This window comes from Pseudomonas sp. 478, assembly GCF_003254125.1.
GTDB lineage: Bacteria > Pseudomonadota > Gammaproteobacteria > Pseudomonadales > Pseudomonadaceae > Aquipseudomonas.
On sequence record NZ_QKZG01000004.1, the window covers coordinates 1 to 21,486 of the forward strand.

The following is a 21,486-nucleotide window of genomic DNA, read 5'->3' on the forward strand; positions in this document are numbered from 1 at the left end:
GCCGAACTGGACGCGCAGTTCCCCGGCGTGCCCGAGCTCGGTGACGACATCGAACAATTCATGGAGGTCGCCCGTGCTCAGCACTGGATCGAACTGGCCTGAATCCGCGTCAGACAAGTTACCGCGCGAACCGGAAATCGGCCTGCCGCTGTGGTTGCTGGCCGAGCTGACGTATCGCTGCCCGCTGCAATGCCCGTACTGTTCCAATCCGCTGGATTTCGCCGAGCAAGGCAAAGAACTGAGCACCGAACAGTGGATCAAGGTTTTTCGCGAAGCGCGGGAGATGGGCGCAGCGCAATTGGGCTTCTCCGGCGGCGAACCGCTGGTGCGCCAGGACCTCGCCGAGCTGATTGCCGAGGCGCGCCAGTTAGGGTTCTACACCAACCTGATCACCTCCGGCATCGGCCTGACCGAGCAAAAAATCAGCGACTTCAAAAAGGCCGGTCTGGACCATATCCAGATCAGCTTTCAGGCCAGCGACGAGCAGGTGAACAACTTGCTGGCCGGCTCGAAAAAAGCCTTCGCCCAGAAGCTGGAAATGGCCCGCGCCGTGAAAGCCCACGGTTATCCGATGGTGCTGAACTTCGTGACCCATCGGCACAACATCGACAAGATCGACCGGATCATCGAGCTGTGCATCGCCCTTGAAGCGGACTTTGTGGAACTCGCCACATGCCAGTTCTACGGTTGGGCGCAGCTCAACCGGGTCGGTCTGTTGCCGACCAAGGAACAACTGGTCCGCGCCGAACGCATCACCAACGAATACCGCGCCAAACTGGAAGCCGAAGGGCATCCGTGCAAGCTGATTTTCGTCACCCCTGACTATTACGAAGAACGCCCGAAAGCCTGCATGAATGGCTGGGGCAGTATCTTTCTGACGGTCACGCCGGACGGAACCGCCCTGCCCTGTCATGGCGCCCGACAGATGCCGGTGCAGTTTCCCAACGTGCGCGACCACAGCATGCAGCACATCTGGTACGACTCGTTCGGCTTCAACCGCTTCCGCGGTTACGACTGGATGCCCGAACCGTGCCGCTCCTGCGACGAGAAAGAAAAAGACTTCGGCGGCTGTCGCTGCCAGGCCTTCATGCTCACAGGGGACGCGAGCAACGCCGACCCGGTGTGCAGCAAATCGGAACATCACGGCGTGATCCTCAAGGCCCGCGAAGAAGCCGAACACGCGACCCAGACCATTGAACAACTGGCCTTTCGCAATGCGCATAACTCGCGGCTGATCGCCAAGGTCCGCTGAATGCATGAATCCAGGCTCACCGTGGCCAGTCAATGAGCCCTCGCCGGCGACTTTAGCCGCCGCGCCGGCAGCCGCGGCCCAGACTTGCAACTCAGGGCGACGGCAGGTAGGCCATCGCGCGGGACTCGCCCATCAGCAGCGGATGATTGAGTTCAGCACAGGCGCGCAAATAGTCAGCTACCAAGGTGATCCGCTTGAGCTTGCGCAGGTCCTCGCTGTAGTACATCCAGAACTGTCGAGTGACTTCCACCTGATCCGGTAGCACTTCGCACAGGCGCGGGTCGGGACCGGCGAGGAAGCAGGGCAGGATGGCCAGCGCGCGCCCTTCCAGCGCCGCATGGTACTGGGAAACTACGCTGGTGCTGCGCAGGCGGCTGTGCGCGCCGGGCAGCAGGTCGTTCAGGTAGAGCAGCTTGAAGCTGAAGGCCAGATCCTCGACATAGGTCACGAATGGGTGACCGGCCAGGTCCTCGCGGCTGGCAATCGGCGAATGATTGGCCAGGTACTCCGGTGTCGCATACAGACGCAGACGGTAGTCGCACAGCCGCGAGCACACGTACGGACCGCGCTCAGGCCGCTCCAGGGTGATGGCGATGTCTGCCTCGCGCCGTGACAGATTGACGAAGTGCGGGACCGGCAGGATGTCCACGGAGATATGCGGATAGTGGATGATGAAGTGGCTCATCTGCGTGGTGACGAAACAGGAGCCGAAAGCTTCGGTACAGCCGATACGCAGGTGCCCGGCGAGCCCCCCGGTGGTTCCGGAAACCTGCTCGCAGGCTGCCAGCAGCGTACTTTCCAGAGTTTCGGCGTGACTGACCAGGCGCTGCCCCTCGATAGTCATGACGAAACCCGACGCTCGAGACTTCTCGAAAAGCAGTGCGCCAAGGCTTTGCTCAAGGGCGCGGATGCGCCGCGACACCGTGGTGTAGTCCACCCCCAAACGGCGCGCTGCGCCACTCGCGGTGCGTGCACGGGCGACCTCGAGAAAGAAACGCATATCGTCCCAATTCACGTGACTTTGCGTTGTGCTTTTTTGCATATTCATCAGGCTTTTCTGCCAATACATATTGGAAATTAGCCAACATATACTCGCATCCAGCCTGGTTTGACCAGCATCGTTTCTCAACCGGAAAGGCCCCGATTTCAACCAGGGCTAACGGCATGAATGCAGGGTAAAAAACACTGCTTTCAAGCCGAAAACAGGTGGCTGCGCGACAGCGCAATCACTGCCACCATCGCGCCCGCCGAGGGCTAATACGGCGGGTTTCCTGTCGGCGCCACACGTGCCATTTCAACCCTTGCCTCCGGAAGATCGCCAGGGCAGCAACGACTCCAGCAGCATTCAGGTGACGCTCCGCTTCGGGACGTCGCCCGGGTACCCGTACGCCCCTCAAAAGGCCGGAAAACAACAACAATTAAAAGCGGAGCCTCACTATGACGATTGATCATCCGAACCACGCCCAGACCTGCGCCCAGGTCAGGGCCAATCCCAAGTTCCAGCGACTCACCCGCCAGCGCGCGTTCCTGGCTTGGTCACTGAGCGGCGCAGTCCTGGCTGTCTATTACAGTTTCATCATGGTAGTGGCCTTCGCACCTGCCTGGTTGCACCTGCCACTGTACGACGGCAGTCACCTCAGCCTCGGCATGCCGGTCGGCGTGGCAATTATCCTGCTGTCCTGGCTACTTACCGCCTGGTACGTGAACACCGCCAACACCCGCTTTGACGCGCTCAGCGCGCAGATCCTCCAGGAGACCCGCGCATGAAACGCCTACTCGCCCTTCTCGCCCTCAGCCCCCTATTGGCTAACGCCGCACCCATCACCGTGGAGAAGCAACCGCTCAATGTGCATGCCATCGGCATGTTCTTCATCTTCGTCCTCGCCACTTTGCTGATCACTTGGTGGGCGTCCCGTCGCACGCGCTCCGCTGCCGACTTCTACAGTGCCGGCGGCGGTATCACGGGCTTTCAGAATGGCCTGGCGATCGCCGGTGACTACATGTCGGCGGCCACTTTGCTGGGCCTGTCGAGCATGGTATTCGCCAAGGGTTACGACGGCTTCGTCTACATCATTGGCTTCTTTGTCGGCTGGCCTATCGTCACCTTTCTGATGGCCGAGCGCTTGCGCAACCTGGGGCGCTACACCTTCGCCGACATCGTCTCCTACCGCCTAGATCAAACCCGCGTACGCAGCTTTGCCGCCCTCGGATCGCTGACCGTGGTGTGCTGCTATCTGGTGGTGCAAATGGTCGGCGCCGGTCAACTGATCAAACTGTTGTTCGGTCTCGACTACCGCACGGCGGTGGTGGTAGTCGGCGTGTTGATGTTGGTCTACGTGATCTTCGGCGGCATGCTCGCCACCACTTGGGTACAGATCACCAAGGCGGTCCTGCTCCTGGCGGGCGGCACGACCCTGGTGCTGATGGCCATGAGTCGCTTCGACTTCAGCTTCGAGACGCTGGCCGCCCAGGCTGTAGCCGTGCATGCCAGTGGCGTGCAGATCATGGGCCCGGGCACCTTGCTGGCCGACCCGATCAACGCGGTGTCGTTATCTCTTGGACTGGTCTTCGGCATCGCCGGCCTGCCTCACATTCTGATGCGTTTCTTCACCGTGCCCAATGCCAAGGAGGCGCGTAAATCCGTACTGTTCGCCACGGTATTCATTGGCTTCTTCTTCCTGGTGGTCTGCGTTCTGGGCTATGCCGCCATCGTCATCGTCGGCACGGATCCTCAGTACTACGTCGATGGCAAGCTCGGCGGGGCCATGATTGGCGGCAGTAATATGGTGGCCATGCACCTGGCGAAGGCGGTGGGCGGCAACCTGTTTCTCGGTTTCCTCTCCGCCGTGGCTTTCGCCACCATTCTCGCTGTCGTGTCCGGTCTGGCCCTGGCGGGTGCCTCGGCCATCTCCCATGACCTTTATGCTTCGGTATTGAAGAAGGGTCGCGCCGACGAGAAAAAGGAAATGCGCGTGTCGCGCATTGCCACCGTCTGCCTGGGCATCGTTGCGATTTCCCTTGGCATTCTGTTCGAGGGCCAGAACATCGCCTTCCTAGTCGGCCTGACGTTCGGCATCGCCGCCTCGGCGAATTTCCCGGTACTGATCATGTCCATGTACTGGGGCGGCCTGACCACCCGCGGCGCCCTTTATGGCGGCCTGACCGGCCTGATCAGCGCACTGGCCCTGGTGGTCTGCTCACCGTCGGTTTGGGTCGGTGTACTGGGACATGCCCAGGCGCTCTTCCCTTACGACCAACCGGCGCTGTTCTCAATGCCCCTGGCCTTCCTGGTCATAGTGGTCGCTTCCAGGCTTGACCGCAGCGAACGCGCCGACCGCGAGCGCGCCGCCTATGCCGACCAATTCGTCCGTGCCCAGACCGGCCTTGGAGCTTCCATGGCCAGCAGTCACTGACGCTGCTTTTTCCGGGGCTGATGCCCCTAGCGCGAGTCCGCTCCTTTGCTTCGCGCTTTTTTACGCCCGACCTGCGCCGCTCGGCGCAGGACACCCAAAAAGCGCCACTCCCTCGCCAACTCCAAATGGCGCGGGAGCGGCTCGTCGACAACAAAAACAACAAAAGGCATCCAATGAAACCTACCACCCTTACCCTGCTCCTGGCCGGCAGCGGCCTCGCCGTACAGGCTCACGCCGACTTCTTCGCAGACAGCACAGCCAACCTTGAGCTGCGCAACTTCTATTTCAACCGCGACTATCGCCAGGACAACGCCGCCCAATCCAAACAAGAGGAATGGGCCCAGGGTTTCCTGCTGCGCTATGAATCGGGCTTCACCGAAGGGTTGATCGGTGTCGGTTTCGACGCCATCGGCCTGCTCGGCGTCAAGCTCGATTCCAGCCCGGATCGCGCAGGCTCCGGCCTGCTCAAACGTCACCGCGACACGAGCAAAGGTGCACAGGACGAGTACGGCGAACTGGGCCTGACCGCCAAAGTGCGTGCCTCGAAAAGCACGCTGAAACTCGGCACGCTGCTGCCGAAACTGCCGACGGTACTGGCCAACGACTCACGGCTGTTGCCACAAACCTTCAAGGGCGGTCAGTTGACCTCGCTGGAGCTCGAAGGCCTGACCCTGGATGCCGGGCGACTGACGCAGGTCAATCAGCGCGACTCCTCGGATTACGAGGACATGGGCATCACCCGCACCGGCGCCAAGGGCATCACCAGCCGTCATCTCGACAGCGACAGCTTCGATTTCGCCAGCCTGAACTACAAATGGACCAGCAACCTCGCCACCGGCTACAGCTACGGCCACCTCGACAATTTCTACAGCCAGCATTTGATCAACCTGACCTATGTGTTGCCGGTGACGACGGGCCAGTCGCTGAAGACGGATCTGCGCTTCGCCCGCTCCACGGATGATGGCGGCAGCAATGTCGATAACAACGCCATCGGCGCGATGTTCACCTACAACCTTGGCGGGCATGCGTTGGGCCTGGGTTATCAAGGCATGAGCGGCGACACCGGCTACGCCTACGTCAACGGCACCGATGCCTTTTTGGTGAACTTCGTGCAGATCGGCGACTTCGCCAGTAAGGACGAAAAGTCCTGGCAGGCGCGCTACGACTACAACTTTGCGGCCATTGGCGTTCCGGGCCTGACCTTCATGACCCGCTACCTCACCGGCGACAATATCGATCTGGGCGGCAATCGTCCGGAAGGCAAGGAATGGGAACGGGATACCGACATTGGTTATGTCGTGCAGAGCGGACCGTTGAAGAATGTCGGGCTGAAGTGGCGTAACGCGACGGTGCGCTCGACCAATTTCGGCAGCGATCTGGATGAAAACCGCCTGATCCTCAGCTATACCCTGGCGCTCTGGTAAATCCCCCCGCCAGACGGGGGCCGCTCGCATCGCTTGAGAGTGCGAGTGGCCCCCCAATCCAACGCGCCACCTCTATGATTTTTTTGCACAACGCACCGGTTTTTATGAGCATTTTTAATTGATTTTTGCATGCATATACTGGGCTCAAGCGCCTGGTCATGAACCGCGCCAGACCCAACAAAAACAAACAAGGGCATACACCGTGAAGACATCCATGCTTGCCGCCGTCTCCCCGCTCTCAGGTACCTGCACGCGTCTCGTACGCATTGCTGCCCGCAGCGAAGCTCCCTTCGCCGCCTGACCATCCCGTACCTGTACCCGCGCCGATCGTCACCACGATCGATGGAGACTCCAATGAACAGCAACTGCCAACCGTTCCTCGCCGCTCGAGACTTCCTGCTGGCCCACCGTACCGACTACGCCACTGCCGTGCGTGACTTCCGCTGGCCGCAACTGAACGAGTTCAACTGGGCACTGGATTACTTCGATGCCATGGCCGAGGGCAACCAGGCCAACGCCCTGTGGATCGTCGAAGAAGACGGCAGCGAACAGCGCTACAGCTTCCAGCAATTGGCCTCGCGCTCCAATCAGGTGGCCAACCACTTGCGTGCCCTTGGCGTGCGCCGTGGCGAACGCATCCTGCTGATGCTCGGCAACGACGTCGCCCTGTGGGAAACCATGCTGGCTGCCTTCAAAATCGGCGCCGTGGTCATTCCCGCCACCGCCCTGTTGACCCCGGATGACCTGCGCGACCGCATCGAGCGCGGCCAGGTTCGCCACCTGGTGGTCGGCAATGCCCATGTCGACAAGTTCGTCGGCCTGGGTGAAGGCTGCAGTCGCATCTGCGTCGGTCCGGCCCCCGCCGACTGGACCCCATACAGCGCAGCCAGCGAATATTCCGAGCGGTTCGAAGTCGAGGGCCTCACCCTGGCCACTGACCCGATGCTGCTGTACTTCACATCCGGCACCACCTCCAAACCGAAGATGGTGCTGCACAGTCACCAGAGCTACCCGGTCGGCCACCTGTCGACCATGTATTGGATCGGCCTGCAGCCGGGTGACCTGCACTTGAACATCTCGTCACCGGGCTGGGCCAAACATGCCTGGAGCTGCCTCTTCGCACCATGGAACGCCGGCGCCTGCATCTTCATCCACAATGTCGCGCGCTTCAGCGCCACGGCTCTGCTCGGCGCGCTGGAGCGCTACGGCGTCACCAGCCTGTGCGCCCCTCCCACCGTCTGGCGCATGCTGATCCAGGAAGACCTGGCCAGTTACAAGGAGCGCTTGAAACTGCGTGAACTGGTGGGCGCCGGTGAACCGCTCAACCCGGAGATCATCGAGCAGATCCTGCATGCCTGGGACTTGCCACTGCGCGACGGCTTCGGTCAGTCGGAAACCACCGCTCTGGTCGGTAACACACCCGGCCAACTGCTCAAACCCGGCTCCATGGGCCGTCCGCTGCCGGGCTACAGGGTGACCATGCTTGACCCCGACGGCGTACCCGGCAACGAGGGAGAAGTAGCACTGCCGCTGGACGTGCGTCCGCTCGGCCTAATGTTGTGCTACGAGGACAGCCCGGAAAAAACCGCCGAAGTGATGCGCGACGGTTACTACCGCACCGGCGATACCGCACAGATCGATGAAGAGGGCTACATCACCTTCGTCGGCCGTGCCGATGACGTGTTCAAGGCTTCCGACTACCGCATCAGCCCTTTCGAACTGGAAAGCGCGCTGATCGAACACCCGGCGGTGATGGAAGTGGCCGTGGTGCCGAGCCCTGATCCGGTGCGCCTGGCAGTGCCCAAGGCCTATCTGATCCTGGCCCATGACGCTCCGGGCAGCTACGAACTCGCCGCCAACATCCTCGCCTTCGCCCGCGAGCACCTGGCGCCCTACAAGCGGGTGCGACGAATCGAATTCGTCAGCGAACTGCCCAAGACCATCTCCGGGAAGATCCGCCGGGTAGAACTGCGGCAAATGGAAGTGCAGCGTCGCCAGGGCGACGCACGAGGCCCGCAGGAATACTTCGAAGAAGACTTCCCTCACCTCAAGGGCTGAACCCGGGCCGGTACGCCGGCCCTCCTGAATTCAAACGCGACCGCTCGGCCAACCAGGCCGAGGGGCCTCACTCGACTCAAAGAAAGTAGACAGGACCCGAAAATGACCTCCTCCAGCATTCCTAGCGTCAAGCTTCTCATCAACGGCGAATTCGTCGAATCGCGTAGCACTCAGTGGCGCGACGTGGTCAACCCGGCCACCCAGGAAGTCCTGGCCCGCGTCCCCTTCGCCACCGCAGAGGAAATGGACGCCGCCGTCGCCAGCGCCAAGGAAGCCTTCAAGACCTGGCGCAAGACTCCGATCGGTGCCCGCTCCCGGATCTTCTTCAAATACCAGCAACTGATCCGCGAAAACATCAAGGAACTGGCCGCCCTGCTCACCGCTGAACAGGGCAAAACCCTGCCGGATGCAGAAGGTGATGTGTTCCGCGGGCTAGAGGTCGTTGAGCACGCAACCGCCATCGGCAATCTGCAGATGGGCGAACTGGCCAACAACGTGGCCAATGGCGTCGACACCTACACCTTGATGCAGCCGCTGGGCGTGTGCGCCGGCATCACCCCGTTCAACTTCCCGGCGATGATCCCGTTGTGGATGTTCCCGATGGCCATCGCCACCGGCAACACCTTCATCCTCAAGCCGTCCGAGCAAGACCCGCTGGTGACCATGCGCCTGGTCGAACTGGCCCTGGAGGCCGGTGTACCGAAGGGAGTGCTCAACGTCATCCACGGTGGCGTCGACGCGGTGAACCTGATCTGCGACCACCCGGACATCAAGGCCGTGTCCTTCGTCGGTTCGACCAAGGTCGGCACCCATGTCTACAACCGCGCTACGCAGAACGGCAAACGCGCACAGTGCATGATGGGCGCGAAGAACCACGCCATCGTCCTGCCCGATGCCAACAAGCAGCAGACGTTGAACAATCTGCTGGGTGCTTCCTTTGGCGCTGCGGGCCAGCGCTGCATGGCTCTGCCAGTAGTGATCCTGGTCGGTGAAGCGCAGGCCTGGTTGCCGGACCTGATCGAGCGAACCAAGACCCTCAAGATCAATGGCGGCACCGAACCGGGCACCGACATCGGCCCGGTGATCTCCTGCGCAGCTCTGGATCGCGTCAACAGCCTGATCGCCAGCGGCATTGCAGAAGGCGCCATGCTCGAACTGGATGGACGTAACCCAAGCGTGCCTGGCTACCAGGACGGCAACTTCGTCGGCCCGACCATCTTCTCCGGCGTCACTGCACAAATGTCCGTATACCGCGAAGAAATCTTCGGCCCGGTGCTGTGCGTCATGCACGCCGCCAGCCTGAGCGAAGCGATCGAGATCATCAACGCCAACCCGAATGGCAACGGTACTGCCCTATTCACCCGTTCCGGCGCTGCGGCCCGTCACTTCCAGGAAGAAATCGACGTCGGCCAGGTAGGCATCAACGTGCCGATCCCGGTACCGGTCCCGCTGTTCTCGTTCTCCGGTTCGCGCGCCTCCAAACTCGGTGACCTGGGCCCCTACGGCAAACAAGTGGTGACCTTCTACACCCAGACCAAGACGGTGACCCAGCGCTGGTTCGACGAGGACGACACCGGCGGCTCGGTGAACACCACCATCACCCTTAAATGATCTCTTCCGGCCGGCGCCCAGCGTCGGCCGGCCAGGAGCTGAACGATGGAATACCAGACATTAACGGTTGATGTGCAACAGCGCGTTGGCCTGATTACGCTCAACCGGCCGCAGGCGCTCAACGCGCTGAACAGTCAGTTGATCGCCGAGCTGAACCTGGCTCTGCACCGCCTGGAGGCCGACCCCGAAGTCGGCTGCCTGGTCATCACCGGATCGACCAAGGCCTTTGCCGCCGGCGCTGACATCAAAGAGATGGCCGCGCTGGGTTATCCGCAGATCTACCTGGACGATTTCTTCGCCGCCGCCGACCGCATTGGCGCCCGACGCAAGCCAATGATTGCCGCAGTGGCTGGCTACGCGTTGGGTGGCGGCTGCGAGTTGGCGCTGATGTGCGACTTCATCTACGCCGCCGATAACGCCCGCTTCGGTCTTCCGGAACTGAACCTGGGAGTGATTCCCGGGATCGGTGGCACCCAGCGCCTGAGCCGCGCCGTAGGCAAGTCCAAGGCCATGGAGCTGTGCCTGACTGGCCGCCAGCTCGGCGCCGAGGAAGCTGAGCGCGCCAACCTGGTGGCCCGTGTTTTCCCCGTCGCAGAGTTGTTGGAACGAACCCTGGAAGTCGCCCGCGGCATTGCCGGCAAGTCGCTGCCGGCGGCCATGATGATCAAGGAATGCGTCAACCGCGCTGAAGAAATCAGCCTCAGCGAAGGCATACGTTTCGAGCGTCGGCTGTTCCATTCGCTGTTTGCCGGCCACGACCAAAAGGAAGGCATGCAAGCCTTCGTCGAAAAGCGCGTGCCGAATTTCCTGCACCGCTGATCCCCACTCGCAAAAGGTAGTCATCATGCATATCGGATTTCTCGGCCTCGGCAACATGGGCGGCCCAATGGCCCGCAACCTGCTCAAGGCTGGACACAGCCTGACCGTTTTCGATCCTTTCCCGCAGGCGGTCGCCGCCCTGATGGAGGCCGGTGCCAGCGCCGCTGACTCACCCGCCGCTGTGGCCAAAGCCAAGGTTGAGGTGATCATCACCATGTTGCCGACCGCCGACCATGTGAAGCAGGTCTATCGCGGCAAGGAGGGCCTGTTGGCCAATATTGGCCAGGGCGTGCTGTTGATCGACAGTTCGACCATTGACCCGCTCAGTGCCCGCGAAGTGGCCAAATTCGCCCTTGCCCAAGGCAACCCGATGCTCGACGCGCCGGTATCCGGCGGCACCGGTGGCGCGACGGCAGGCACCCTGACCTTTATGGTCGGCGGCCCGGTCAGCGTATTCGACCAGGCCCTGCCAATCCTCTCGGCCATGGGCAGGAACATCGTGCACTGCGGCGCAGCAGGTAACGGCCAAGTGGCCAAGATCGCCAACAACATGCTGCTCGGCATCTCCATGGTCGGCGTCGCCGAGGCCATGGCCCTGGGTGTGGCCCTGGGCATGGACGCCAAGGTGCTGGCCGGTGTCATCGGCACCTCCACCGGTCGCTGCTGGAGCTCGGAGATCAACAATCCGTTCCCGGGCGTGCTGGAAAACGCTCCGGCCTCGCGTGGTTACAGTGGCGGCTTTGGTACCGACCTGATGCTCAAGGACCTCGGCCTCGCCACCGAAGCAGCGAAACATGTGCGTCAGCCGGTGGTGCTCGGTGCTGCCGCCCAGCAGCTGTACCAGACCTTCAGCCTGCAAGGTAATGGCGGCCTGGACTTCTCCGCCATCATCAAACTGTTTCGTGGAGAAGCAAAAGCATGAGCGAGCAGCAAGCCCCGGTGCTGGCCAGTGTGCGCAACCGCATCGGCCACCTGACGCTGAATCGACCAAGCGCGCTGAACACCCTGGACCTGCCCATGGTGACACTGTTGTGCCGGTACCTGTGGGTCTGGGAACAGGACCCGGAGATCGTCGCCGTGACCCTTCGTGGCGCCGGGGAAAAAGCCTTCTGTGCCGGTGGCGACATCCGCATGCTGTACGACAGTCACAAGGCCGGCGACAACCTGCACGAGCTGTTTCTCGAGGAAGAGTACGCCCTGGATGAGTACCTGCATGGCTATTCCAAACCGGTGCTGGCGCTGCTGGATGGGTTCGTCTTGGGTGGCGGTATGGGGCTGGCACAGGCGGCCTCACTGCGGGTGATCACCGAGCGCACGCGGATGGGTATGCCGGAAGTCGGCATCGGCTTTTTCCCCGATGTCGGCGGCAGCTATTTCCTGCCGCGCCTTCCGGGTGAGCTGGGTATCTATCTGGGGGTCACAGGCTGCCAGGTACGTGCCGCCGATGCCCTCTATGCCAACCTGGCTGACTACTGCCTGCCCAGTGAGCAACTGGCCGAATTGGATGCCGCGCTGGATCAGTTGAACTGGACCGGTGCGCCGGACCAAGACCTGCAAGACCTGCTCGGCGGCATGGCCACCGAGCGTATAGCGGGGGCGGAGCTCAAGGCCTATCGCCAGGTGATCGATGAATATTTCGCCCTGCCCGATGTGCCGGCCATACGCACCGCCCTGCAGCGCGAGCAGCGTCCTGAGTTACGCGACTGGGCCGAACAAACGGTCAAGCTGCTCGACAGCCGCTCGCCTCTGGCGATGGCCGTGACCCTGGAGTTGCTGCGCCGCGGCCGTTACCTGAGCCTGGCCGACTGCTTTGCCCTGGAATTGCACCTGGACTATCAGTGGTTCGACAAAGGCGACCTGATGGAGGGCGTGCGCGCCTTGATCATCGACAAGGACAAAACTCCGCGCTGGAACCCGCCAACCCTGGCGGAACTGGCACCACCGCGGGTGCAATCCTTTTTCAGCGGCTTCCGCCCGGCCTCCGCCAACCCTCTTCGCACCGCCTGATCGGCAGGAGACACTGCAATGCACGATATCGAATTGACCGAAGAACAACGCATGATCCGCGACATGGCGCGCGACTTTGCCCGCAGCGAAGTCAGCCCGCATGCCCAAGCCTGGGAGAAGGCCGGCTGGATCGATGACGCCGTGGTGGCGCAGATGGGTGAACTGGGCCTGCTGGGCATGGTAGTGCCGGACACCTGGGGTGGCAGCTACACGGACTATGTGGCCTACGCCCTGGCCGTGGAGGAAATCTCGGCTGGCGACGGTGCCCTCGGCGCCTTGATGAGCATCCACAATTCAGTGGGCTGTGGCCCCCTGCTGAAATATGGCAGCCCGACTCAGCAAGACGACTGGTTGCCGCTTCTAGCCAGCGGCCAGGCCATAGGCTGCTTCTGCTTGACCGAGCCGCAGGCCGGCACCGAAGCACACAACCTGCGCACCCGCGCCGAACTGCATAGTGGGCAGTGGGTGCTCAGCGGTGCCAAGCAGTTCGTCAGTAACGGCGAGCGCGCCAAGCTGGCCATCGTTTTCGCCGTCACCGATCCGGAACGGGGCAAGAAGGGGCTGTCGGCCTTCCTGGTACCGACCGACAACCCTGGTTTCGTGGTTGACCGCCGTGAGCACAAAATGGGGATCAAGGCCTCGGATACCTGCGCGGTGACCCTGAACAACTGCACGATCCCCGAGGCGAACCTGTTGGGCGAACGCGGCAAGGGCCTGGCCATTGCCCTGTCCAACCTGGAAGGTGGTCGCATTGGTATCGCCGCCCAGGCCTTGGGCATCGCCCGCGCCGCTTTCGAGGCCGCGCTGGGGTATGCCCGCGAACGGGTCCAATTCGGCAAGCCGATCATCGAACACCAAAGCGTATCCAACTTGCTCGCCGATATGCACACCCGGCTCAATGCCACCCGACTGCTGGTGCTGCATGCCGCACGCCTGAAAAGCGCCGGGCAACCGTGTCTGTCAGAAGCCTCGCAGGCCAAGCTGTTCGCCTCGGAAATGGCCGAGCGCGTGTGCTCCAACGCCATGCAAATCCATGGCGGCTACGGCTACCTGGAGGATTACCCGGTGGAGCGTTACTACCGCGATGCACGCATCACCCAGATCTACGAAGGCACCAGCGAGGTCCAACGCCTGTTGATCGCCCGCGAGCTGGCCCACTACGCGCTCTGAGTCCCCCCCCGTCCGGATGCGCCCGCCGCGTCCGGCCGCCCACTTTTCTGCCCCTCCTTGTGGAGTTGCCCATGCCCCGCTTGCGCAATATTCCCATCAACCGCCGACTGTGGTTGATCCTGCTGACGTCCATCCTGATGCTGCTGACTCTCGCCGGCATGATGCTCAAGCAGAACTATGACAACCTCTATGCAGCCAAGGCGCTGAAAACCCGTCACGTGGTCGAGACGGCCAGCGGCATCCTGCGCCACTTCCAAAACCTGGAAGAACACGGGCTCAGTCGGGAACAGGCGCAGCAACAGGCTATCGCGGTAATACGCGATCTGCGCTATGGCCACGAGGAGTACTTCTGGCTCGAAGACCTCGATACGCGCATGATCCTGCATCCCAATGCCAAGCTTGAAGGCAAGCGCATGGCTGGCACCCTCGACCCTGATGGCAAGGCGCTGTTTGACGAGATGGTTGCCGTGGCGAAACGCGACGGCTCAGGCCTGGTGAGTTACCGCTGGCCCAAGCCGGGTTCCGAAGCGCCGGTGGAGAAGGTTTCCTACGTCGAACTGTTCAAGCCCTGGGGCTGGATCGTCGGCTCGGGTATCTACATTGACGACGTGCAAGTCGAGTTCCGCCGCCAGCTGGTACACACCTTCGTCATCCTGATAATGATCACCCTGCTCCTCAGCTCGCTGATCCTGCTGATTGCCCGCAGCATCGCCTCACCACTGGCGCAAGCGGTCGATGCCATGCAGAACATCGCCAGCGGCGATGCCGACCTGACCCGCAACCTGGACAGCCGCTGGCGCGACGAGCTGACCGCCCTCAACGGCCACTTCAACGTGTTCACCAACAAGCTACGCACTGTGATCGGCCAATCTATGCAGACCGCCGGCAGCCTGGACCAGGCCTCGCAATCACTCGCTGAGATTGCCAGCGATAGCCAGCGCCACAGCCAGCAACAGTCCCAGCAGATGGAACTGGTGGCCACCGCCATTCACGAGGTTTCTTACGCCGTGCAGGAAGTGGCGAAGAACGCCGAACACGCCGCCAACGAAGTACGCCAGGCCGATGAGCAGGCACGCCAGGGCCAGCACAATATTGACAACAGCCTGAGCCAGATCGACCAGTTGTCCGAGACCATCGGCCAGGCTGTCGAGGTGATCCAGAGCCTGGCCCAGGAAAGCACCCAGATCGGCAGTGTGCTGGAAGTCATTCGCGCCATCGCCGAGCAGACCAACCTGTTGGCGCTGAATGCCGCCATTGAGGCGGCGCGCGCTGGCGAACAGGGCCGCGGCTTCGCCGTGGTAGCAGACGAAGTGCGCCTGCTGGCCCAGCGCACTCAGCAGTCCATCGCGCAGATCCAAGGCATGATCGAGCGCCTGCAGGGCAACTCGAAAGCGGCGGTGAAGGTCATCAATACCAGCAGCCAAGCCGCTCAACAAACCGTCGAACAGGCCCGCCTAACCGGTGAAAGCCTGCACCAGATTCTCAGCGCGCTGCGCAATCTCACCGAACTGAACGCCTCGATCGCCAGCGCCACCCTGGAGCAGTCCCATGTGGTCGAGGACATCAACCAGAATGTCACCCGTGCAGCTTCGCTGGCCCACGAAAATGCCCAGGCAGCAGGCCGGTCCAACGAGGCCAGCCAGGCATTGGGCCAACTGGCGGGTCAACTGAATCGGCTGTTGGGGCAGTTTCGCGTATGAAGGTGATGGCGGTACCTGCCGAACAAGGGCACCACTCGCGCTACCTGGAAACCCGGCACAAGGCTCTCGAGCTGTTCGCCAGGTGTGGCTTCAGCCGGGTAAGCATGCGCGACCTCGCCACTTATCTGGGGATCAATGTCGGCTCCATTTACAACCACATCGATAGCAAGGAAGCCCTGCTGTTCGAGCTGATCGAGGAACTCTACGAACAGTTGCTTCACGGCGCCAGCCTGGTGAATCGCCGCAAATCCGCACCGGCGGTACGACTGCACGGCCTGCTTGAGGCGCACCTCCTGCTACACGAGCGCATGGGGGCGCATTTCCGCCTGGCAGAGTACGACCTCCATTGCCTGAGCAGCGAACAGCATGCCTTGATCCTGACCCTGCGCCGACGCTACGAGGAGCACCTGGTGGAAACTATAGAGCAGCTCACCGGTAAACCGACCAGTGCCACCCGGCGTGCCACCTTGAGCGGCATCGTGTCCCTCCTCAACCAACTGCCAGCCTGGGTTGGGGAGCCCCACGCAAGCAAGGGAGTACGCCGCAAGCTGCTGCATGACATGGTGATGAGTACCCTTAAGGGTGCGTTGCAGGCGACTCATACCTCAGGCTCTGAACTCTCGTCAAAGCCGGGCTAATGGCCGGACGCTGAACATAAATCTCATGCACAAAAAAACGCCACTCATTGAGTGGCGTTTTTTTGTGAATCCTGGAGCCTTTCTCAAGTTCTGCGCAGGAGCGTATGAGGAGCCACACCAAAGGCCTTGCGAAAAGCATGACTGTAATGGGAGAAATCGGAGAAACCGAAATCCAGTGCAGCTTGAGAAATGCTGCGTACCTGGCCGCGTTCTATTGCCTCGCGACTGGCGATCAGGCGCTCTTTCCAGATCTCCGCGACCGGCGTTTTCTGGTAACGGGCAAACGCGCGAGTGACGGTTCGCGTGGACACATAATGCACTTGAGCGATGCGCTCGATCGACAGGTCCGGATCGGTCAGATTCTGCTGGATGTAGTTCATGATCCGACCGTAAAGATCCAGCTCCTCATGTGTCGTCTTCAAGTCCTGGAGTTCCAGGCTGATCGCCAGGAGGTCAAGCAAGGTGTTGGAAAACCGGCTGGATAGCCCCTCGTCTTGAAAGCTCGCAGGAATGCTCGCCGCTTGATGCAACATCTCGCGCAATGGAATCACCCCTGGACGGCGATCGTCCAGAACCACGGCGGTGCAACCTGCTACGCCCGGCAACCGCTGGCTGAGCAACTGTCGCGGAATGCGGACCAAGTGGTTTTCAGTACCACCCAGGCTGAATCGGAACGTCTGGGATGCGTCATAAAGAAACATATTGTCCGCCGCCAGCGTTGCCCTGCGCCCTGCCTGCTCCAATTCACCATAGCCACGCCGGGTGAAACCGAGCCATAGATCTTCATCAGGACCACTGCGCAAATGCTGGGAGGAGCGCTCCCAAAAATGCAGTGGCGAGGACAACGTGCAGATGTCCAGCGGCCCCATGCCGTGCACCTCCAACGCCCCGTTGAAATCGCTCTGCGCCAACGGTTTGCTGTCGGCCACGAGGCAGTGACGGCACACCACTTCTTTCCAGTAATCAAAGCGACGTGGAGCCGCAACGGCAAGGGTTGAATACTGATTGCTTTGACTCATGGCATTCACCTCACGGCGGCGGCTGGACAACAACGGTGACGGTAACGTTGGTTCCCTGTTTAGCAAATAGCAGGCCACTCCCCTTTCGGGCTGCCAACGATTCAGACAGTTGCATATCCGAATCCCGCTGACACCTGACACTGATTACACCTGCCCGATATCGATGCACACACTCGCCTGCTGACGAAGCGTGCGCACCAATTCAACGCATCGTAATCCTGTTTTCAGGGCCTGTCCTTTCTAGCCAAACGGTTGTCCGTACGAGCCAAGCGTACCGTGCCGTCCCCGCCTAACTTCTACCCCACACCGTGCCCCTCCCACCACAACTGATGAGGTGTCCCATGCAACTGCCAGAGCAGCAGCGACAGTCCGATTCATCCTGGCTTTTGCAGAGGCGCGACCTGGCACCTGAAGAGTTCGCCACCTACCTGTTAGAGCTGGGGACTCTGGTGCTGCTGCGTCGACTGGGTGCGCCCACCGCCCGACAGCCTCGCCCTTCGAAACGTTGAACAGATAACCGCATACCAAAAAAAACCAAGGAGCCCCCCATGGAATCTGCGATCGATAAACACCTCAAATGCCCGCGGACGTTGTCTCGTCGCGTCCCCGATGAATACCAGCCCCCCTTCCCCATGTGGGTTGCGCGCGCCGATGAGCAACTGGAACAGGTGGTGATGGGATATTTGGGAGTGCAGTACCGCGGGGAGGACCAGCGTGCAGCGGCCCTGCACGCCATGCGCCACATCGCCGCGAGCCTGAGTTTGCCCGACGGCCCACTGAGCCATGACCTGACTCACCACACCGACAACAGCGGTTACGACAACCTGATGATCGTCGGTTACTGGAAAGACCCAGCCGCCCATTGCCGCTGGCTGCGCTCGCCTGAGGTAATCGAATGGTGGTCATCAGAGGATCGCCTGAGCGACGGTCTCGGTTACTTTCGGGAAATTGTCGCCCCGCGGGCCGAGCAGTTCGAGACGCTGTATGGCTTTCGCGAGGAATTACCCGGTGTCGGCGCCCTGATGAACACCATCAGTGGCGAAATCGAAGAGCACGGTTACTGGGGATCCATGCGTGACCGCTTCCCGATTTCCCAGACCGACTGGATGGCACCTTCCGGTGAACTGACGGTGATCACTGGCGACCCGGCCAAAGGTGGGCGCGTGGTCGTGCAAGGCCACGACAATATCGCACTGATCCGCTCCGGCCAGGACTGGGCGGATGCTGGCGAAGAAGAACGATCACTCTATCTCAACGAAATTCTGCCGACGCTGCAGGCGGGTATGGATTTCCTGCGCGACAGTGGCAAGGACCTGGGTTGCTACAGCAATCGCTTCGTGAATTACATCGACCTGGACGGCAATCTTCTGAACCTGAGCTACAACATTGGCCACTGGCGCTCCCTGGAAAAACTCGAGCGCTGGGCCGAATCCCATCCGACCCATCTGCGGATCTTCGTGACCTTCTTTCGGGTCGCCACCAGCCTGTCGAAGCTACGGCTTTATCACGAAGTCTCGGTATCCGACGCCAAGGATCAAGTGTTCGAGTACATCAACTGCCACCCGCAGACCGGCATGTTGCGTGACGCGGTGATCCCTAAAACCTGACGTCTGACGCTACCCGGCGTCCACGGGCGGTCTCGATCCGAATTCCGCCCTGACACGGATCTCGCTCCCAAACATCTTTTGGCCCCCCATCTCTAGCGCATGGGGTTGGGGGCCCTTTTGTCAGGAAATCGATCATGAAGTTGAGTCACTCTTTACTCGTGCTGTGCATGCTGCCGTTTGTTAAAAGCCAGGCCATCGAGGTAGCTCCCGGCGATTTCGAGCCATTGCCGGCCGGCGCCAACGCCTTGCTGCTCTACTACCAGCACGCTGACCGCTCCGACCTGTACCAGAACGGCCACAAGGTCTCCGACGACGCCAGGCTCAGTTCGGACATCGGCATCCTGCGTTATGTGCACGCCATCGGCCTGTCAGAAAACCTCTCATGGGAACCGCAGATTCTGTTGCCTTTCGGCCAGATGAACGCCTCGGGAGATATCGGTGCCTTGGGCGATACCCGCGGCATCGGCGACCCGATCATTACCGCGCCGCTGAAGTGGACGTTGCCCACCGCAAACAAAGACATCTTCGCCTTGGCACCCTATCTGTACTTCCCGGTGGGGAGCTACGACAAAAACGATGCCCTGAACCTCGGCGAGAACCGCTGGCGCGCTACGCTACAGGCGGCGTACATCCACCATTTCTCCCCGAAATGGGCGCTGGACACGGTGGCCGAAGCCTCTTGGGTGTCGGCCAACAATGACTTCGGCCCGACCGGGGCGAAACTGGAAGAAAACACCCGTTACGAGTACCAGGCCGCCGTGCGCTACAACTGGACGCCGAGCACCACCTTCGCCGTTGGCGGCGGCTACATCACCGGCTCGGCGACCACCGTCAACGGGGTCGATCAGCACGATGGGGTATCCACTTCCTACGGGCGTTTCACCGTCACGCACTTCATCGAGCCCACGCTGCAGATTCAAGCGCAGATCGGCACCGACATCGAAGTCGAACAAGGCTTCAAGGAAGGCGCACGCCTGAACCTGCGCGTCTTGAAAGTGTTCTGAGCGCGCCACGCTTGGCAGGTTGTCCTTTTCAACCAAATGGCTGTCCTTCTCAGCCAAGCAAATGCTGAGAGGGATGCCTAACTTGAACCCTGTTACCCACATCGATTGATGTCGCTCCAGGTGCCCGGCGCGAGGTGTTTTGCGAACACCGTCGAACGCTCCCGTACTGACTGACCCGTCGTCGATCACAGACAAAAAAAATAGGAAAACCATGGCCATTGTTCGCCCTACCCTCGACCAACTGCAGGACATCGCTGGCCGGCTGAATATGCAGCTGACCCACGAGCAAGCAGCGGAATACCTGGCACTTATGCAACCAAGTTTCGACGCCTATGACCTGGTCGACGAGTTGCCGAATTTCACCCCGCCGGTGCGCTACGATCGCAGTTCCGGCTACCGACCTTCGAACCCGCAAAACCTGCTCAACGCCTGGTATTACAGGACCGAGGTGAATGGCGCCCGTGAGGGCAAACTTGCCGGCAAGACTATTGCGCTCAAGGACAACATCTCCTTGGCTGGCGTACCGATGATGAACGGCGCTTCTATCCTGGAAGGGTTTGTACCGTCGTTTGACGCAACCGTGGTGACTCGTTTGCTAGACGCCGGGGCTACCATCCTGGGCAAGGCGACCTGTGAGCACTACTGCCTCTCCGGTGGCAGCCACACCTCTGATCCGGCGCCCGTACACAACCCATACCGGCAAGGTTTCGCTGCCGGCGGCTCCTCCTCCGGAAGCGCTGCATTGGTGGCAGCGGGCGAGGTGGACCTGGCGGTTGGCGGCGATCAAGGCGGCTCGATCCGCATCCCTTCAGCGTTCTGCGGCACCTATGGCATGAAGCCGACCCACGGTCTGGTGCCCTACACCGGGATCATGGCGATCGAGGCCACCATCGACCATGCCGGTCCCATCACCCGCAACGTGCGTGACAACGCGTTGATGCTGGAAGTCATGGCCGGTGCCGACGGGCTCGATCCTCGCCAGGCCGCCCCTCAAGTCGACGCCTACTGCGACTATCTGCAGCGAGGTGTGAGCGGACTGCGGATCGGCATCCTGCAGGAAGGCTTCCAGCTGGCCAACCAGGATCCACGAGTTGCCAACAAGGTACGCGGCGCCATCGCCCGACTCGAAGCCTTGGGAGCCCGCGTCGAAGAGGTCTCCGTTCCCGAGCACAACCTGGCAGGTTCGCTGTGGCACCCCATCGGCTGCGAAGGTCTGACCATGCAAATGATGCATGGCAATGGCGCAGGCTTTAACTGGAAGGGGCTCTACGACGTTGGCCTGCTGGATAAACAGGCCGGTTGGCGGGAACAAGCGGACGCATTGTCCGCGTCGCTCAAGCTGTGCATGTTTGTCGGCCAGTACGGCCTGGAACGCTACAACGGTCGTTTCTACGCCAAGGCACAGAACATCGCACGCTTCGCCCGGGCCGGTTACGACAAGGCACTGCAGAACTACGACCTGCTTGTCATGCCGACCGTGCCGATCATTGCCCAGCCCCACCCTGAGCCGGGTTGTTCGATCACCGAGTACGTGGCCCGAGCGCTGGAAATGATCGGCAATACCGCGCCGCAGGACATTACCGGCCATCCGGCCATGTCGATCCCGTGCGGTCTGGTGGACGGCCTGCCCGTCGGGCTGATGTTCGTTGGCAAGCACTATGCCGAAGGCACCATTTACCAGGCGGCGGCAGCGTTCGAGGCCGATGTCGACTGGAAGACGTTGTAAGGCTGCCTCCCCCCAAACCTCCCGGACATCAATAAAAA

At 61.3% G+C, this 21,486-nt stretch carries 18 protein-coding genes and 1 pseudogene; 17 read left to right on the forward strand and 2 right to left on the reverse strand.

Going from position 1 to position 21,486, the window contains the following annotated elements:
- Both DFS28_RS09795 and pqqE read left to right on the forward strand, forming a co-directional pair.
- Positions 1-102, forward strand: a pseudogene (locus DFS28_RS09795) (coenzyme PQQ synthesis protein D); the annotation flags it as partial.
- A 34-nt stretch (positions 103-136) separates the two neighbouring features.
- Positions 137-1,252 (forward strand): pyrroloquinoline quinone biosynthesis protein PqqE, encoded by a 1,116-nt coding sequence (pqqE, locus tag DFS28_RS09800; protein WP_165933963.1) that lies wholly within the window; start codon positions 137-139, stop codon positions 1,250-1,252.
- A 91-nt stretch (positions 1,253-1,343) separates the two neighbouring features.
- On the opposite strand, the gene DFS28_RS09805 is transcribed toward pqqE, so the two are convergent.
- Positions 1,344-2,294 carry a LysR family transcriptional regulator gene (locus DFS28_RS09805; RefSeq protein ID WP_032830043.1) on the reverse strand — a complete coding sequence of 317 codons (951 nt, stop codon included), beginning with the start codon at positions 2,292-2,294 and terminating at the stop codon, positions 1,344-1,346.
- A gap of 395 nt (positions 2,295-2,689) precedes the next feature.
- On the opposite strand from DFS28_RS09805, the gene DFS28_RS09810 reads away from it, so the two are divergent.
- The 11 genes from DFS28_RS09810 to DFS28_RS09860 all read left to right on the forward strand — a co-directional run bounded on the left by DFS28_RS09810 (position 2,690) and on the right by DFS28_RS09860 (position 16,092).
- Positions 2,690-3,019, forward strand: a complete 330-nt coding sequence (locus DFS28_RS09810; protein WP_111449570.1) for a DUF485 domain-containing protein — start codon at positions 2,690-2,692, stop codon at positions 3,017-3,019.
- Positions 3,016-4,665 carry a cation acetate symporter gene (locus DFS28_RS09815; protein ID WP_111449571.1) on the forward strand — a complete coding sequence of 550 codons (1,650 nt, stop codon included), beginning with the start codon at positions 3,016-3,018 and terminating at the stop codon, positions 4,663-4,665. Before DFS28_RS09810 ends, DFS28_RS09815 begins: the two co-directional genes overlap by 4 nt.
- 173 nt (positions 4,666-4,838) lie before the next feature.
- Complete coding sequence (locus tag DFS28_RS09820; RefSeq protein ID WP_111449899.1) at positions 4,839-6,089, forward strand: OprD family porin; 1,251 nt, start codon at positions 4,839-4,841, stop codon at positions 6,087-6,089.
- Between the two features lie 354 nt (positions 6,090-6,443).
- A complete protein-coding gene (locus DFS28_RS09825) occupies positions 6,444-8,147 on the forward strand; it encodes an AMP-binding protein (protein WP_111449572.1) in 1,704 nt (567 codons plus the stop codon).
- A gap of 102 nt (positions 8,148-8,249) precedes the next feature.
- Entirely contained in the window at positions 8,250-9,758 is a 1,509-nt protein-coding gene (locus tag DFS28_RS09830; protein WP_111449573.1) for a CoA-acylating methylmalonate-semialdehyde dehydrogenase, read from the forward strand.
- Positions 9,759-9,803: 45 nt separating this feature from the next.
- Positions 9,804-10,577 (forward strand): enoyl-CoA hydratase, encoded by a 774-nt coding sequence (locus DFS28_RS09835; protein WP_111449574.1) that lies wholly within the window; start codon positions 9,804-9,806, stop codon positions 10,575-10,577.
- Between the two features lie 25 nt (positions 10,578-10,602).
- On the forward strand, positions 10,603-11,499 hold the full coding sequence (gene mmsB, locus DFS28_RS09840; RefSeq protein ID WP_111449575.1) for a 3-hydroxyisobutyrate dehydrogenase: 897 nt from the start codon (positions 10,603-10,605) through the stop codon (positions 11,497-11,499).
- Positions 11,496-12,584 carry an enoyl-CoA hydratase/isomerase family protein gene (locus DFS28_RS09845; protein WP_111449576.1) on the forward strand — a complete coding sequence of 363 codons (1,089 nt, stop codon included), beginning with the start codon at positions 11,496-11,498 and terminating at the stop codon, positions 12,582-12,584. The genes mmsB and DFS28_RS09845 overlap by 4 nt, the downstream gene beginning before the upstream one ends.
- 18 nt (positions 12,585-12,602) lie before the next feature.
- A complete protein-coding gene (locus DFS28_RS09850; protein ID WP_111449577.1) occupies positions 12,603-13,754 on the forward strand; it encodes an acyl-CoA dehydrogenase family protein in 1,152 nt (383 codons plus the stop codon).
- 71 nt (positions 13,755-13,825) lie between these two features.
- On the forward strand, positions 13,826-15,454 hold the full coding sequence (locus DFS28_RS09855) for a methyl-accepting chemotaxis protein (RefSeq protein ID WP_111449578.1): 1,629 nt from the start codon (positions 13,826-13,828) through the stop codon (positions 15,452-15,454).
- The gene (locus DFS28_RS09860) at positions 15,451-16,092 is read left to right on the forward strand and encodes a TetR/AcrR family transcriptional regulator (RefSeq protein WP_111449579.1); all 642 of its coding nucleotides are present in this window, start codon (positions 15,451-15,453) and stop codon (positions 16,090-16,092) included. Before DFS28_RS09855 ends, DFS28_RS09860 begins: the two co-directional genes overlap by 4 nt.
- 83 nt (positions 16,093-16,175) lie before the next feature.
- On the opposite strand, the gene DFS28_RS09865 is transcribed toward DFS28_RS09860, so the two are convergent.
- Positions 16,176-17,111 (reverse strand): helix-turn-helix domain-containing protein, encoded by a 936-nt coding sequence (locus tag DFS28_RS09865; protein ID WP_111449580.1) that lies wholly within the window; start codon positions 17,109-17,111, stop codon positions 16,176-16,178.
- A gap of 341 nt (positions 17,112-17,452) precedes the next feature.
- On the opposite strand from DFS28_RS09865, the gene DFS28_RS30605 reads away from it, so the two are divergent.
- The 4 genes from DFS28_RS30605 to DFS28_RS09880 all read left to right on the forward strand — a co-directional run bounded on the left by DFS28_RS30605 (position 17,453) and on the right by DFS28_RS09880 (position 21,448).
- Positions 17,453-17,620, forward strand: coding sequence for a hypothetical protein (locus tag DFS28_RS30605; protein ID WP_165933959.1), 168 nt, complete (start codon positions 17,453-17,455; stop codon positions 17,618-17,620).
- 39 nt (positions 17,621-17,659) lie between these two features.
- Positions 17,660-18,718, forward strand: a complete 1,059-nt coding sequence (locus DFS28_RS09870; protein ID WP_111449581.1) for a phenylacetaldoxime dehydratase family protein — start codon at positions 17,660-17,662, stop codon at positions 18,716-18,718.
- Positions 18,719-18,852: 134 nt separating this feature from the next.
- Positions 18,853-19,722: a transporter gene (locus tag DFS28_RS09875; protein ID WP_111449582.1), complete on the forward strand. Its 870-nt coding sequence runs from the start codon at positions 18,853-18,855 to the stop codon at positions 19,720-19,722.
- A gap of 211 nt (positions 19,723-19,933) precedes the next feature.
- Positions 19,934-21,448, forward strand: a complete 1,515-nt coding sequence (locus DFS28_RS09880) for an amidase (RefSeq protein WP_111449583.1) — start codon at positions 19,934-19,936, stop codon at positions 21,446-21,448.
- Positions 21,449-21,486 lie beyond the last annotated feature (38 nt).

Excerpts from the sequence above, each read along its gene's own strand:
- DFS28_RS09870 (WP_111449581.1), top strand. The coding sequence starts at position 17,660 with ATGGAATCTGCGATCGATAAACACCTCAAATGCCCGCGGACGTTGTCT.
- DFS28_RS09845 (WP_111449576.1), top strand. The coding sequence starts at position 11,496 with ATGAGCGAGCAGCAAGCCCCGGTGCTGGCCAGTGTGCGCAACCGCATC.
- DFS28_RS09835 (WP_111449574.1), top strand. The coding sequence starts at position 9,804 with ATGGAATACCAGACATTAACGGTTGATGTGCAACAGCGCGTTGGCCTG.
- DFS28_RS09855 (WP_111449578.1), top strand. The coding sequence starts at position 13,826 with ATGCCCCGCTTGCGCAATATTCCCATCAACCGCCGACTGTGGTTGATC.
- DFS28_RS09850 (WP_111449577.1), top strand. The coding sequence starts at position 12,603 with ATGCACGATATCGAATTGACCGAAGAACAACGCATGATCCGCGACATG.
- DFS28_RS09830 (WP_111449573.1), top strand. The coding sequence starts at position 8,250 with ATGACCTCCTCCAGCATTCCTAGCGTCAAGCTTCTCATCAACGGCGAA.
- DFS28_RS09865 (WP_111449580.1), bottom strand. The coding sequence starts at position 17,111 with ATGAGTCAAAGCAATCAGTATTCAACCCTTGCCGTTGCGGCTCCACGT.
- DFS28_RS09815 (WP_111449571.1), top strand. The coding sequence starts at position 3,016 with ATGAAACGCCTACTCGCCCTTCTCGCCCTCAGCCCCCTATTGGCTAAC.
- DFS28_RS09875 (WP_111449582.1), top strand. The coding sequence starts at position 18,853 with ATGAAGTTGAGTCACTCTTTACTCGTGCTGTGCATGCTGCCGTTTGTT.
- DFS28_RS09820 (WP_111449899.1), top strand. The coding sequence starts at position 4,839 with ATGAAACCTACCACCCTTACCCTGCTCCTGGCCGGCAGCGGCCTCGCC.
- DFS28_RS09825 (WP_111449572.1), top strand. The coding sequence starts at position 6,444 with ATGAACAGCAACTGCCAACCGTTCCTCGCCGCTCGAGACTTCCTGCTG.
- DFS28_RS09860 (WP_111449579.1), top strand. The coding sequence starts at position 15,451 with ATGAAGGTGATGGCGGTACCTGCCGAACAAGGGCACCACTCGCGCTAC.
- DFS28_RS30605 (WP_165933959.1), top strand. The coding sequence starts at position 17,453 with ATGCAACTGCCAGAGCAGCAGCGACAGTCCGATTCATCCTGGCTTTTG.
- DFS28_RS09805 (WP_032830043.1), bottom strand. The coding sequence starts at position 2,294 with ATGCAAAAAAGCACAACGCAAAGTCACGTGAATTGGGACGATATGCGT.
- DFS28_RS09810 (WP_111449570.1), top strand. The coding sequence starts at position 2,690 with ATGACGATTGATCATCCGAACCACGCCCAGACCTGCGCCCAGGTCAGG.
- mmsB (WP_111449575.1), top strand. The coding sequence starts at position 10,603 with ATGCATATCGGATTTCTCGGCCTCGGCAACATGGGCGGCCCAATGGCC.
- DFS28_RS09880 (WP_111449583.1), top strand. The coding sequence starts at position 19,934 with ATGGCCATTGTTCGCCCTACCCTCGACCAACTGCAGGACATCGCTGGC.